Here is a 15,324-nt window from a genome sequence, read left to right as displayed (position 1 = left end):
CTCCAGGTGCCTTAGTTGTGTTATATCAGTTCAACGTGATCTCTTTCTTCCAAGTCAGCTCCTTGCCCGCTTCATTTCTGAAGATGAACATAACCTCGCCCTTCTCGCCCTTCATCGTATCCGGATAGAAGAAGCCCATGAATTGTCCGTCTCCGCTAATATAAAATCCGTCTTCTCCGTTGCCTCCATGGGCAATTGCATCCTGGATCGAATTAACGATTTTGTTAGACCCGGAAACCCACTGCATTTCTGCTAGAGCATATCCTGAAGGAAGCTGCTTCACTGTAAAATCGAAGCTATTCCCTTCGATTGGCTTCTGGGTCTGATCAATGATGATCAAAATCTCGTTATCTGCGTCTGCCTTATCATCGTCGGCTGGTTTATCGGTATTCGCCGGACTGGAAGCCTCCGGCTTCGACGTTGCTGCATCCGCAGGCGCTTCGGCGCCCGTTTTCGTGCCGCATGCACTGGCTAGAAGCAGCACAAGCATAGTGAATACGAGAAACATATATTTTTTAGTTTTCATTGGGATCTTCCCTGCTTTCGTTTAAGTTAAAAGAAAAGGCAACGCCTGATATCGTGTTCGTCGCACCGTACTCGCTCTCGTGCAGCTCTAGAATATGCTTCACAATGGCAAGTCCAAGACCCGTCCCGCCGGATTTTCGATCCCGGGAACGCTCAGCCCGATAGAATTGATCCCATATTCGGCTCAAATCTTCTTCGGCAATGGGCGATCCTATATTTTCGATCGTTGTCGCTACTTTACCTTCGCATGTTCGTCTTACGCTGATTGTAATGATACTATTCTGCGCCGCATGACGAATGGCGTTGCTCAGTAAATTTAATACGACCTGCTCCATCCTTCTAGCGTCCGCCGTAACGAACAACTGGCCCTCTTCATCCACGACGAATCGAATGGCTAGCTGCCTGCTCTCCAACTGTCGGTCGAACGAATCAGCCGCCTTCTGAATAAGGGCCGTCAGCAATAGTCGTCTAGGCTGCAGCTGGACAGCCTTCACCTCGAATTTGGAAAGCTCCAGCATATCCATAATGAGCGCATTCATCCGATCCGTCTCATTTACGATTAAGGCAAGATATCGGTCTCTCTTGTCGCTTGCCACCTCATCCTGCAGCCCTTCGGCAAACCCTTTGACAATACCAAGCGGAGTCTTGAGCTCATGGGATATGTTCGCGATCAGCTCTTTGCGAAGCTCCTCAGACTTTTCTTTCTCTCTCATATCCTGCTGCATCTGCGTATTGGCAAGCGTAAGCTCCTGCAAAGCGCTATCCAGATTTCTGGATAATAAGGTCATATTGCGCGATAGCTCGCCGAACTCATCCTTCGTATGGATTAATGGCTGCTCGGTAAAGTCCAGCCGAGCGAGTCGCTCTGCAGAATGGCTTAGCTGCACGAGCGGCCGCGAGACGATTTTCGAATAGATCATGGACAGAAGAATGACGAGCACGACGATGATTGGCGCGATATAGAAGACATATTGCTTTAAGATCCCGACCGCTTCCCCGACAGGCTGGAGGGAGGTCATCGCAATAAAGTAACGTGCTCCATGGCTGTCCTCCGGCAATGCTCGGATGAGCACGGCATACTCGACTCCGCTCCATTCATCCCTCCAATCCATCTGTATGACTGAGCCGCTTTGCAGACGAGTAAGGAAGGAACCCGCTTCCGGTACCCAATCGCTAAGCGCATCGTCAATTATCGCATCTTGATACAGAGGGTTGTAAGAGCGTTTCTCAGGCAGCAGCACATCGGCAATTTCCCCTGTCACGCGTACCATTCCGACTTCTGGCTCGGGGCTTGTCGGGCTTATAACGACCGGATGCAGTACGGTATCCTTCTCATCCATGAAGATTCCGTCGACCGCCAGCTCATCGCCGGGCTGAAGCCCTTGCGGGATCGCATCCATCGTCATCCCTGCTGTCGGAATCAGGATCGTAACGATCTTGCCTTCCGTCTCCAGCTTCATATAATAGGGGTTTAAAGTTAAACGTTCGAACCGGCTATTCAAGACAGCCGTACTCGCATCGTTCTCATTCATGAATGTGCCTAGCAGCGGCGAGACAAGACGTTCGCTCTCCTCGGATTGCCGGAATCGTTCGGCGAATTGATTCATATTCCGCTCAAGGGCATCCGTCTTGGAAGCGCGGTAGAACCGTTCGAAGAACAAGCCTTCCGCAAGCATGACTAAGGAAAAAACAAGTAAGATCAGAACGGACGTAACAACGAACAGCTTACGAACGACACTATGCTTTCTCATGCTTCCAGCTCGAACTTATAGCCCGCACGAATGACGGTGCGAATGTAGCGGCCTTCATCTCCGAGCTTGGCTCTAAGCTTCTTAACATGCGTATCTACGGTACGCAAGTCGCCATAATAATCGTAGCCCCATACCGCATCCAAAATATATTCGCGGGACACTACCTTCCCGTAATGCTTGGTGAGGAAGAGCAGCAATTCGTACTCCTTCGGCGACAAATTAATCGCCGTTCCGGCTACGGCTACCGTATGAGCCATTCGGTTGACGAGCAGACCGCCATAGCTGAGCATGTCGCCATGCTGTCCCATCGTCCCCTCTTTTCTTTTCATTAAAGCGGTTGCCCGGGCGACCAGCACTCTCGGACTTAAAGGCTTCGTCACATATTCATCCGCTCCAAGCTCGAATCCCGTCATTTGATCATCGTCCTCCGACCTCGCCGTAATGATGATGATCGGGACATCGGATTTCTCTCGAATGCGCCTGCATAACGACCAACCGTCCATTTCCGGCATCATAATGTCCAGGACGACAAGGTCGACGGAAGTTTGTTCGAATAATTCCAGCCCGACTCTCCCATTCTCCGCCTCGTATACCTGCCACTGTTCCTTTTTGAAATAGTCCGTTATAAATTCACGCATAAGCACATCGTCTTCGACTAATAATATCTTTCGATTCAAGGCTGAGCACTCCGCATCTACACGCTATCTTTTTGTTCCATAATGTAAGCCCGGACAGCAATTCTTATACCCTCACCTCCGTATGCCCTTCTAATTGTAAATATAGAGTACTGCTGTGTACATCGTGTGTACGTTGCAAGAAATTTGGATGGACAACCAAAAAGGCCACCTTGCGGTGACCCCCTCTCTTACACATCCATATTGACCAACAACTGCTCGTAGAGCATCGTAACTTCATTTGATGGTTCTATCCCTATGTCTTGTTGCAGCGTTTGTGCGAATTGACGGTAATGCTGTATAACAGCTTCTTTGTTTTTGTGCTTAGCCAAAGCGCTCAAAAGCTGCATAATCGTTTCTTCATCTATCGGATTACGCCTCTTGAGCTTCAGCAGGAGCCGAACGGCTGTATCCACATCTCCGCTCTCGCACAAAGCTTCACATAATCGCCGGCAGAAGGAATGATACATTAACGATACCCGCTCCACTTCGTTTAATGCCCAATTAAAAGCATACTCCCCGAAGAGTTCTCCCGTAAACGACTGTTCGAGCTGCAGCGCCTGATCGATATTCGCTTCATTCACAATAGCCATCTTCCTAATATCTTCTTCAAAGATATGAACATCGACACGCACACGGCTAAGATTAAGCGCGTAATGACTAATATCCGAATGAAGGATTTCCTTTAACCCGTACAGGTCCAGCACCTTCCTCAGCTTATATACCGTTGTATTTAAGTATATTTCTGCGTTTTTCTGCTCCATGCCGCTGAATATATCGTCGATCAGCCTCGCCCTGGATACAAGCCTGCCTTTGTGCATAAGCAAATAACCGAATAGCTCTGCGCTTTTACTTGATTTCCATTTGACCCTGTCACCCTGCGCACTCCGAATATCAATTCCGCCCAAGCAATTAAAAAATACGGTCTCGGATATCTGCTTCGAATCAGCATGGACCATACGCTCAGAATCGCACTCCGCCAAAGCCCTTTGAACGGTTTTGTAAAGTCTTTCCTGTACAACAGGCTTCACAATATAATCAAAGGCGTATACGTCGAAAGCGTGAAGCGCATAATCCTTGTGAGAGGTTATAAATACGAGTTTGGTTTGCTTGCCGCTCTCCCGCAGCCTCTCAGCAAACTCTAAACCACTTTCCCTTGGCATGCTAATATCCAGGAAAATGACGTCTACCTCATGATTTAACATATACGCAAACGCCGTTGCCGTCTCCAGAAAGCAACCGGTTATTTCAACGCCTTCCATCTTGCTTAGCATCCGCTTCAGAATCAAGTGCATCGCCTTCTCATCGTCGATCACAATTACCTTCATACGGCTTCTCCTCCAATCCGCAATGCTCGTGCCGGCAGTGATTCAGTCGAAGCTGGAATGGAGAAATAAAACGTGCTTCCCTGCTCAGGAGCACTGTCGAACCATATTTCGCCGCCATTCAGACGGACGAACTCTCTGCACAAGGCTAGCCCCAAGCCCACGCCCCGCTCTCCAGCTGTTCCCACGGAAGAGCTCGGATACGGTTCCTTAAGCAACGTTCGGGCTTGATCAGGGGATATCCCTTCTCCTGTATCGCTTATAGCTACGATCATTTGATTGCCCTTCATGCTTGCTTCCAGCGTAATTCTGCCGCCGAAATCTGTAAATTTAATCGCATTGGACAGCAGGTTTCGAATAATTAAATCAAGCATTTCCTTATCGGCATACACGTACGAGCGGTCTGGTATGTCAGATACGATTTGGATGTGCTTTCCTTCGCTGCGAACATGCAGTAAGCGCAAGTTTTGCTGCACCACATGACCTAAATCCCTTTCCATGGGGTGAAAAACAAAACCCTTTTGTTGACTACGAAACCAATCCAGCAAGCTCTCCACTAAAATGAACGTGTTCTCGATTTGCTGTTTCATCTCCAATACGATTTCATCCGGGCTTTCTCCCTGTGCATGGATTTCTTCCTCCATTAATTCCATCAAGTTGATGAGTACGGCGAGAGGATCCCGGATATCATGGGCGACAACATTGAACATTTTATCTTTGAACGTATTCAGCTCACTCAGCTTTCTTGCATTCTCCAGCACTTTCTCCTCGGAGATCACCATTTCCGTCACATCGCTTAATAGAAGCGCTTTGCCGACCGGCTTTTGATTTTTATTATTGAAATAGAATAGATGAACATTATAAAAGGCAGCAGCCTCCGAAACTAAGAGGCGCACTCTGCTTTCTACAGAAGGGTTTTGAATCGTTTTGGCTAGCAACTCGGGGTATTGGGTTAATATTCGGTCAGCAGGCTGGCCGATCAACGATTTGTTCAATCCTCCGATTATACGTTCCGCCGACTGATTATAGCTTGTTAAGATATTGTCCATATCCAATATGATAACCGCGTCCTGCATCGACTCGAATACCTTCTGAGAGGCAAGCGGAGCTAGTCTCAGCATGTTGAATTGATAGATACCCCACATATAGAATACGCCCGATAACACAAATCCGAAGGGCGATAGATCTATAGGCATATCGGACAATCCGCTTAAGTAAACAAGGGTGAACCCATAAGGACCCCATGATCCAATAATCATAAAGGCAATTTGTTTTTTCATGCGAGGCGTAGCTTTCATGAACATTTGGATCAGCATAAGCATGCCGATTACAAATATGGAGTAAGCAAAAACAACATGAATATAGTATAAAGGCCCTTTCACCAAGACAACCAAAGGCATACCTCTCCACTCTTCGATTGTCATGCTCGTATAAAACAAATGATGCCACTCGTTCGTCAAATGAGCGATATAGGTAATCGTAGGGCTGACCATCAGCCATGCAACAACTTTTCTGCTCAACCATGCTTGCCGCCCCGTATACTGCAAGACCATTATTCCCCAAAATACAGTAGCGAAAGAAATGCCTATGTATTCTATCCGAAGCCAGAAACGGATATGCTCCAAATTGGCGCTAATGATCTCAAAGGCGTATCCGATCGAATAAAACGCGCTGACCAGCATACCGAGTCCATAGCTTCTTGCAATGGGAACCTCTCTCTTATTCCAGGACAGGTAGGAAATAATTAATGTACAGCAGGTAGCTGCAATGAGTAGAGCAGATAAATACAAATTATATTGCACCGATACCCGCTCCCGACAAAATATGTGATGTTTCGCTATGCAACTAATGTTAACAGAATATAGAATTTAATCTACAAAAAAGAGCGCTAACCAAAGGTTAGCACTCCCTTTCTTCGAACCTTTTGCCGTTTAGTTTATAAAGGCTGCATATTGCAATAACCGCTTCAGCATAACAACCGCTTCCGCACGAGTCGCATTTGCCGATGGGGCAAACGATCCGTCAGTCCGGCCTGTAATGATCTTCGCTTCTATGGATTGCGCTACAGACTTCTGCGCCCAGCTGCTGATGTCCGCATGGTCTGTGAATGCAGCCAATGATTGATTGTTCTGCTCTTCGACATGGACCGATTTGCCTGCTGCTGTTATAGCTCTTGCCACCATAACAGCCATTTGCTCACGAGTAATCGTATCATTCGGCTTGAAGCTGTTATCGTTATAGCCTTCAACCAGCTTCGCTTTCACAGCTGCGCCGATGGCGCCAGCGAACCAATCGTCCGTGCTTACATCCTTGAAATTAGAAGAAGAAGCCGTATCCACCGACAAGCCCAGGGAACGGACTAATAACGCTGCGAATTCCGCTCTCGTAATTGACTTGTTCGGAGCAAACTCGTTATCCGAAACGCCATTCACGATTAGCTTGGAAGCTAGCAGCTCAATATCCTTGTTGGCCCAATGGCTGCTGATATCATTAAATGTTCTCGTCAAGGAAAGGGCCGTATATATACTGTTGCCGTTCCGCTTGAATGTGATCTTCGTTGAGCCGTCTTTCTGCTTGCCGAATGTAGCCGGTACGAAGGAGAATTGACCGGTCAACGGATCGTACAGGACAACGGTTGAGTGAGCAACATCAGCAGAGCTGCCCAATACGATATTACGATCGACATAGATAGAACCGAATTGGTTCAACTCGATTGATTTCCCGTTGCCTGCTACTGTAATCGTGAATTGAATAGCGACTCCAAGCTGGGAAGCGTCCAAATCAAGCGCCTTCTCTTTGATCTCGGCATTGATGTCTGCGGCTACTGTCGAAATGTTTACTTGGATACTAACCTTATCCAGTGTTGTGCCCAAGCTTTGCGCAAGCGCGGCAAAGTCTATAATACTTAGAGGCAATGAATACTCCCCATCCATCGTTTGCAAGGAAACAATCGTGTCCGGCGCGCCTTGTGCAGCAGCAGCCAGGATTGCTGCCGATAGATTGAACTGAACGCCCTCTCCTGGTTTATTGCTGTAAGCAATATAAACAATCGGAGCATCACCATGGTTATCCTGACGTGCCGCTTCGGCGAGGGCAGCAGCAAGAGCAGCATCGTCTTGCTTAACGATGTTTGTTACTCGACCATTCGCATCCTTTGAAGGATCGACAACATTGTTGCTAGTATCAACGACAACCGGATTGGCATTCGTTTCACCCGGCGTTACAGGATGTCTCGTATCAGGTGTTGTTTCAGGAGGCGTAATCGTTCCTATTGGCTCACCGCCACCACCGGTGCTAGCCGATTTAACAACAAAGTCCACCGTATCGACCTGGTCTGCTTGTCCAGCAACGACCTTATAAGTCCCTTTAGCCTCGCTGCCGGCAAGAGTAAACGAAACGGAAAATTGTCCGCCACTTGCTTGTACGATATCGTAAAACAAAACGCTGTTGCTAGGACGCAGCACTTTAACAATGACTTCAGTCAGCGTAGTCGTACCGGAAATAACAACGGAGTCGCCCTGCTCAACTGCTGCAATCGGATTTAACTCGATTTCAGAGCTGCTCGCATAAGCCGAAACAGGCACAAGAGATAGACAAAGCATGAGAGCCAGCAGGATGCTTAGCTTGCGAAATTTCACTTGTTGATTCCTCCTTTTCCAATTAATATTCATTGTTATTTTCTAACGCTTGGATAAGAGCCAGATCAAATTCGCTTTGCGTTTTCACCGTAGCTAGATTTAATCCGACATTATTTGGATCATTGTTATAATGGCTGACTACATAGGCTTTGACCGTATAATCTGAATTTGTACCCGCATCCTTAACATTGAAATTGGCGGAATACGTACCCGTTCCGATTTTCAAATCTGCTGCTACGATGCTAACCGGCGTTTGTCCATCGAATAATGCAAATATAATCGATTGATTGCCGATCGTGTCGTCGTTATAAGCATTGCTCAGCAAATTTATGGTTGCCGTAATGCCGTTTGTTGCGGTCAATACAGGCGCCGTCATATAGAATAGTTCGGACGAACGATAGCTGTATCCGCTAATCTCTTTCTCGCTATAGCCCGCTGCATTAATACGAATATAATAGTAGCCACCCTCTTGGAAAACACCTTGCTTAACTATGAACTTACCCTCAGATAAAACATATTCCGAGCTGTTCAACTGTCTATATGTGTCGTAATTATTATCATAAATCATGACCGAGCCTACATTGGATCTCCAATCGGCATTATCCACGAATACGAATTCGCTTGCTGCGTTGCTAAGGAAAAATCCTGTCATATCAGGCGTGTTATGAGCAATCGCTTCATTCAATTCAGTATTGTTGTCTCCATATCCATGAATATCCCTTACTGTATTCGCAGCGATCTTGACTCTTATCGAGCCGCTTGTTTTCCGCTCGGCAAAAATAATCATGATTTTATTTCCTGCCAAAGTGACAACATCATCCGCTTCCATGGCCGAGAAGGTTAATCCGTTATCCGTTGATAGGGTAATACGATCTTTCAAGTGCGAGCCTTGTGAATTAAGAGTAAGATCGACTAATTCACCCGAGCGCGTGTTGATATCAATGCTTAAGAAACGGCCGTCTTTCGAGAAATATCCTTGATTAATATAAGGATGTATATAGCCGTCCACGTTAACCCACCGAGTCTCGATCTGACCATTGTAGATATTTCCAGCCATATCACTCACTACGTTCACTCCATAGAAGTAAAAAACACTGACACTACCGACTGGTAAAGTTGGGAAGTGAATATTTACGGTAGAACCGGAGATGGTCACCGTCGCATCCGTGGGAAGCCCGTAATAATATCCGTAGTAATTGTTATACAGCCTTACACTTTGTTTGAAATAAGCGATGTCTTCTTCATTGATCGTTACCTCTTCGTCAAAGATCAAAGCTAAATCATGCAAGGAATTGGTAAATAAATAATTCACAAGCTTAGGCGGAGTTTGATCGTCTTCCAGCTCATGAGCTTGAATCAAAGCCGATGCCCGGGAGCTATTCTGGACATTTCCAAAATCGTCCTTAAGCGTATTGCCCTGTATAATGATTTGATTGGAATCCCCGTACAACGCCGTTGCAAAGTGAATATGCAGTTGGTTGGAAACAATCGATACGGTATCACCTTGCGATAAGTTCTCGTAGTTTGAATTGACGTCTCTAACTAACTTAATATAGTCTTTTAAGTTGTTATTTGTATGGTCAAACACATTCTTATTGAAAGTAATCGTTACATCACGATTGTCGCTGCTAATTTCAACGCTTTCGATGACAGGAGGACTAACCTGTACATTCATTTCCGCATTCAAGTTGCCTGCCCCATCTTTCAAAGTGCCGGCTGCAATTTTGATAACTGTATTCGGGCCAGCAATAATGCTCACTTCGTTATCATAGGACAAGTAAATTTGGGCAGCATCCTCTTGATAGGCCTCGCCAGCTTGCGAAGTAAAGGGTACGAACGCCCCTCCCTCAGACGAAACACTAATTCTGCCTGCTAAGAAAGTATCGGCATTGCCCCCGTTAGGCACATTAATCGTAAAACTCTCATCAAAATTCAAATATACATAATCGCCATCGGATGATTCGGCGCCCACAAAAGCTGGCGGCGTAATATCATGTGCAGCGATATTGTTGACGGTTATGTCAGAAACTGAAGCGACGCTGACTCTGTTCATAACGGAGCCCGCCTTAACCGTAATGGCGTTGGACGTTCCCTCGAGCGCCGTATCCAGCGTAATCACCAATTGGCTGACTTCCTCTTCTTCATCCTCTACCATGCTGATTTCATTATCCTCATCGTCCGTTAGAAGACTAACAGGTGTATCGGAATCCGAACGTTCGATTTCAATATTCGACATCAAATCAACCAAAGAAACCGTTGGAGTCGCATACGTATTAAACGTAACGGTTATCGTCGTGTTGTCGCTGCTTACTGCCGCTGTTGCAGAAGCAACAGAATCAACAACCGTTGCGTGGCTTACGCCAGGAAAAACCGTAAGTACCGTAGTCGCAGCCAATACAACTGCCATCCATTGCGACATCATTCGCTTAAAGCTTGTCTTGCTTTTCCCATCTCTTATTACCATGTCTTTTCTTCACTCCTACATTGTAAAATAGTTTCTAATCCAAGATTTAGACAAGTATATTCCTCCCCGATGACTGCAAAATGACAAACTCCGACATAAAACCATGAAACAGGACAAAAAAACGATCTTCCGCATTTTGCTTAGCGGGAGATCGCCGTATTGTTAATTAATTAGCTTATGCAACTGATCTCTAAACCAAACGATTCAACAATGCCAATCCCTCATCATGATCAGGTTCAAGCTTCAACAATTCTCTCGTGTAACGCGAAGCCTCTTCATCCAGCTCAAGCTCCAAACAACAAATAGCCAAATAATAATATAAGGTTGATATGCGCTCTGCCTGGTCTTCATGGACCGATTCCTTCAAGAAAAACATGGCATCTTCGTACATTTCCATCTCGAACAGCATCATCCCGGCATTGAGCGCCAGATCGTTACGATGCTCGATGTCATAATACGATGACCACATGAGCTGTATGCCTCTCCATATATCCTGCATTTCTTCATCGTTCGCATCCGGCAACAGACGAGAGAGCTGCTTTTTACTCTGAATGAAAAATTCCGCATCATAGCCGCCCAAGCGCCAAAAGCTCAATAGCTGCTGGATACCGATCCGATCTAGATGAAGATCTACCCATTCCTTCATGCTAAAAAATTCGTCCGGGCCAAATCGTTCGATCGACCGTCGGTAAGCTAATCTGGTATTGAAATAATCTGTCGGCGAATCGATATGGATCACACAACCGACATTAATATTTTTATAATGATGCGGGGGAAACAAAACGGCAGCTCCCCGTTGTTCGAATACATGGTTAATTGCATGGTAGTTGGCGGTAAGCGAGAAGCTTCCATGTACGACCAACTCAGGCGGATCCGCGAACTTCCAGTTATCAAGCAAGTGATCGCCTTTGTCCGCCGTCAGCAACAGAAAGCCCTCACGGGAAAGCAAATTCATTCTTTCCAAACAAGTGAGTCCAACCTCGGGAAATAAAATATGCGAGTCCTCCAGCTGTTCCTGGTAAACGGCAATCACATCGCGGTATGGATAATCCTCTGCTTCGTATTCCGGTGTTCGTCTATGCTCATAATGCAGCTCTATTTGATCCAATAGCTGTGTCGGCGTAAGAGACTCTCTATCCTCTGGGTATTCAACAAACACATCCGCCTCATAAATCTGGCCGTCACCGACATAAAGCAGCTCTTGCGGAATGCTGTCAAAGAAGTAGTTGGCAACGATAACTAACGGTTGCTGCAGATCGCCCTCACTAACGGTTGTGCCGGACATCACGAGGTTTAATTCGGTATCGTGAACCGCATCGAAACGAGCAAAGTCGAGCAGCCCTTCGGTAATAAAAGCTTGCAGAGCAGGATGCTCCTTCCAAGCCATCACGTTGTGCATCGCCAAATCCGTCATAATATAGCGGAACGAGGGCAATGAAATGTCCGCGTAGTCCCTTAATTGACATAGCTCATGCAGCACATGGTAAGCAAGACGTCCCGCTCCCGCTCCAAGCTCCACAATAAGAACTGGCTCTGAACGATATCCTTTAGCAGCCCGGTCTTGAAGAAAGCCAAATATCATTTCTGCATAAGCAGCAGCGATCATCGGATTACTCGTTATATATTGAGGCACCTGATCATTATTCCATGCCTCTATTCCTTTTTGCTCATAGTAGCTCCGCTGTATCTCCCATATAGGCGCTTCACTAAAGCGGTAACGCTGTTGTTTCTCAATTGTCATATACACTAACCCTCTTTATACTTTTCTTTCAATACGCCGGAACCAATCCCCGCACCGATCATCAAGATCAACGGCCCAAAGTTCCAAATAAACCACCCGCCGTACAACTCCAAATTGAAGCCCGCCAATTTATTCAGTATGACAACCGCCAGCTTAATAATCAACAGAACGACGCCAATCAGAAATAAAACATCAAATAAAAATTTCAGCCTTGGATAAGCTAATTGCTTCCCGTCATGAATCACTTTTTTCGTCAACTCCTCATCGCTCCTTAATAGCTCGTCAATGGCCACTCCGAATAGATCGCTTACTTTAATAATGATTTCAATATCAGCTATCACCATCCCGCAATCTGTACCCCATTATTGTAAAATCCGATCCCAAAAGTAAAGCTACCTTTCGTTGCCGCCCTCCGCAACCTGCAGTTGCTATCAAGAAAAAAGCCTATTTGTGGGCTCTCCTTCGAGGAAAGCCTTGCAAATAGACTCATTACTTCATTTATGATTCCATCTCATACAGAGACGGATTCAATGCTGCGATGTAAGGTGTCCAATCTCCTGTCGTGTAAAGCAGAAGACGATGCATCGCTCGCGTACATGCCGTATAGAAGAGTTTCCGCTGGCTCTCCCGTTGGTACGACTCGGATGAGGCATCGTAGATCAGCACCGCGTCGAACTCGACTCCTTTGGCTAGATACGCAGGAATAACCATAACGCCCTTCTCAAAGGTAAGAGTCTCCTTCGTAATGAGCCGCAGCTCCCCACCGCCCTGTGCCTTCAATGCTTCATGAGCTTCACGACTTTCCGCTGCAGTCTTCGTAATGATAGCGATGGAGTCGAAGCCTTCAGCCTGCAGTGCCGCAAGATCTTCATTGATTCGCGCAGCCCTCCTTGCATCATCGGGAGCCTTCAAGAGGTACGGCTTCGCACCGCTCCGCTCGAAAGGCACAATCTCTTCGCCAGGCAGCAGCGCCTTCGTGAACATTACAATCTCGAAGGTTGAACGATAGCTCCGAACAAGACGGATCAAGCTCGTGTCCTCTTCGCCGTAAAGCCGAATCAATGGCGAGTCCGTCTCGTGCGGATTCGTGGCTTGAGGGAAGATCGCCTGACCGAAATCGCCGAGCACCGTCATACTGGCCCGAGGAAACAGCTGCTTGAGGAACGAGAATTGGAATGACGAATAGTCCTGACCTTCGTCGATAAATAGATGCCGAACCTCCATATTCATGCGAGTGCCCTCTACGAGCTCTTTCAGATACAAGAATGGGGTCGCATCCTCATAAAACAGTTCGTTCCGCCCCAGTTTCTCCTTCGTTTGCTTGCAGATTTCCGGCCAATACTGTGGAATTTCGTTCCCGTTCGTCATCTCCTGATAAGCGGCAGCATCATGGAACAACTGATTGTACAGCCCGATCACATCGATGAAGACTAGCCGCTTCACGTCCCGTCTGAGCGGCTTGAAGGACTCCTTCACGATCATTCGGAGAAGCAGCTCCTCTTCCTCATCCTGCATTCGAAAGTCCGATTCATCGTCTTCATCCGCCTGCATCGCCTCCAGCATCTCCCTATACTGTTCGTCGAAAGGAAGAACCACCGCTTCTTGCCCATGCTTCTTGCGCAGTTTGCTGTAAGATTCGGCATATTGGTCGTTGTCTAGATAGTTCAGCTCATCCTGAACCCAGTAGGCATCCCGCTCTTTGCGTTCGAGTGACCGCAGCTCACTCAGCAGCCATTCTTGCAGCAGAGATACACGATTAGCCAGTCGAATCGAACTGTCGTAGCTGTAGAACTGCAACTCGATTTGCTCCGCCGTAATCAGCTCCCGATCTCGAAGGCTAATGCTGCGGAACAACATGCCCTTCTTGCTAAGCCACAGCGCATAGCTTTGGAGTGCAGTCAGGAAAGCTTCGGACGTCTTATATCGGATTCCGCTAAGCCGTGCGTCATAGCCCTCAGAACCTGGCCAGCTCAGTACATATTCCATCTGCTCGAATGGGCTTTCTAGATTAAACGCAGCCCCCAACCAATGATCGAGATATTCCTGGAACGTCGTCTGCTGCATATTCTCTTCTCCGAGCTCCGGCAGAACCGTGGATACATAGCTGTTAAACATCGGATTAGGCGAGAAGAGAACAATTTGATCCGCCTTGAGCCTATTACGGTATTTATATAATAAGTAGGCTACCCGCTGCAGTGCCGCCGACGTCTTTCCGCTGCCGGCTGCCCCTTGTACGATGAGCATTCGGCTTTTCACGTTGCGGATGATGGCATTCTGCTCCCTTTGGATGGTTGCTACGATGCTTTTCATTTGATTATCGGCGCTCTTGCCAAGCACCTGCTGGAGCAACTCGTCGCCGATCGTTATGCTCGTGTCGAACACATTGCGCAACTGCCCGCCTTGGATCTGGTATTGCCGCTTCAGCGTCATCGTCCCCGAGATGGTGCCGCCCGGCGTTTCGTAGGTAGCCGCCCCCGGTGAATGATCATAATACATACTTGCAATAGGTGTTCGCCAGTCATACACCAGGAAGTCGACGCCGTCTGCGTCAACGAAGGATGCAACACCGATATAGATAGGCTCGCTGAAACTTAATCCATCCTCATGAAAATCAATCCGGCCGAAATAAGGTGTCGGCAGCAGCCGCTTCATGCTCTTCCAGCGCAGCAGCCGTTGTCGATGACTGCGCTCCCGCTCCGTCAATATTGCTTCTTGCTGCTTAATACTGTAGAAGCTGTCTTCGAAATCCTCATACGTACTCGTGTTGATCGTAACTTCTTCCCAGAACCGCTTGCGAATGTCAGCTACCTGATTCCGAAGGCCTGTTATCTCCGGCTCCAATTCGGCGATTGCCGATCGCAGCTTCTCCGTAACCAGATCCAGCCGCTCCTGCTCTTGCTGCCAATCGTTCTCGTTTACCATGTTCACGACCACGCTCCTTGCTTAAGTAGAATGAAGAAAATAACGTTTGACAAACAACGAATCCACATGCTACAATTATATTGTAGTTATGATGCAATAAATCTATTTTGTTTTAAAAAATGAGGCAATCGTTTTGTAATCATATCACGTTATTCGTTAACGTGCAATCTATATATATGAGTGAAGAATCGGCAGACGTTGCCGGTTCTTTTTTTGATTTATGCAAGACTTGTACGTTTCCGCGATGCCCCTTGACAGGTGGATATGACTGGTATACGATGATG

At 47.0% G+C, this 15,324-nt stretch carries 10 protein-coding genes; all 10 read right to left on the bottom strand.

Annotated elements, in window-relative coordinates; all coding sequences use genetic code 11:
* Positions 1-25 precede the first annotated feature (25 nt).
* Positions 26-526 (bottom strand): hypothetical protein, encoded by a 501-nt coding sequence (locus tag V8F51_RS12640; RefSeq protein WP_337100608.1) that lies wholly within the window; start codon positions 524-526, stop codon positions 26-28.
* Positions 516-2,276 (bottom strand): sensor histidine kinase, encoded by a 1,761-nt coding sequence (locus V8F51_RS12635; protein ID WP_337100607.1) that lies wholly within the window; start codon positions 2,274-2,276, stop codon positions 516-518. Before V8F51_RS12635 ends, V8F51_RS12640 begins: the two co-directional genes overlap by 11 nt.
* Positions 2,273-2,953, bottom strand: a complete 681-nt coding sequence (locus V8F51_RS12630) for a response regulator transcription factor (protein WP_337100606.1) — start codon at positions 2,951-2,953, stop codon at positions 2,273-2,275. The genes V8F51_RS12635 and V8F51_RS12630 overlap by 4 nt, the downstream gene beginning before the upstream one ends.
* Before the next feature lie 188 nt (positions 2,954-3,141).
* Positions 3,142-4,278 (bottom strand): response regulator, encoded by a 1,137-nt coding sequence (locus V8F51_RS12625; protein WP_337100605.1) that lies wholly within the window; start codon positions 4,276-4,278, stop codon positions 3,142-3,144.
* Positions 4,275-6,077 (bottom strand): sensor histidine kinase, encoded by a 1,803-nt coding sequence (locus V8F51_RS12620; protein ID WP_337100604.1) that lies wholly within the window; start codon positions 6,075-6,077, stop codon positions 4,275-4,277. The genes V8F51_RS12625 and V8F51_RS12620 overlap by 4 nt, the downstream gene beginning before the upstream one ends.
* A gap of 129 nt (positions 6,078-6,206) precedes the next feature.
* Entirely contained in the window at positions 6,207-7,913 is a 1,707-nt protein-coding gene (locus V8F51_RS12615) for an S-layer homology domain-containing protein (RefSeq protein ID WP_337100603.1), read from the bottom strand.
* 22 nt (positions 7,914-7,935) lie between these two features.
* Positions 7,936-10,377: a hemoblobin-interacting domain-containing protein gene (locus V8F51_RS12610; RefSeq protein WP_337100602.1), complete on the bottom strand. Its 2,442-nt coding sequence runs from the start codon at positions 10,375-10,377 to the stop codon at positions 7,936-7,938.
* Positions 10,378-10,567: 190 nt separating this feature from the next.
* Positions 10,568-12,118, bottom strand: a complete 1,551-nt coding sequence (locus tag V8F51_RS12605; RefSeq protein ID WP_337100601.1) for a tetratricopeptide repeat protein — start codon at positions 12,116-12,118, stop codon at positions 10,568-10,570.
* 5 nt (positions 12,119-12,123) lie between these two features.
* Positions 12,124-12,462: a transcriptional regulator gene (locus V8F51_RS12600; RefSeq protein ID WP_337100599.1), complete on the bottom strand. Its 339-nt coding sequence runs from the start codon at positions 12,460-12,462 to the stop codon at positions 12,124-12,126.
* Positions 12,463-12,616: 154 nt separating this feature from the next.
* On the bottom strand, positions 12,617-15,040 hold the full coding sequence (gene helD / locus V8F51_RS12595) for an RNA polymerase recycling motor HelD (protein ID WP_337100853.1): 2,424 nt from the start codon (positions 15,038-15,040) through the stop codon (positions 12,617-12,619).
* Positions 15,041-15,324: the final 284 nt, after the last annotated feature.

Origin of the sequence: Paenibacillus sp. YIM B09110 (genome assembly GCF_037167145.1) — a bacterium.
Taxonomy (GTDB): domain Bacteria; phylum Bacillota; class Bacilli; order Paenibacillales; family Paenibacillaceae; genus Pristimantibacillus.
Note: the sequence above shows the minus strand (reverse complement) of the source record. Positions and strands in the feature narration are given on the sequence as shown.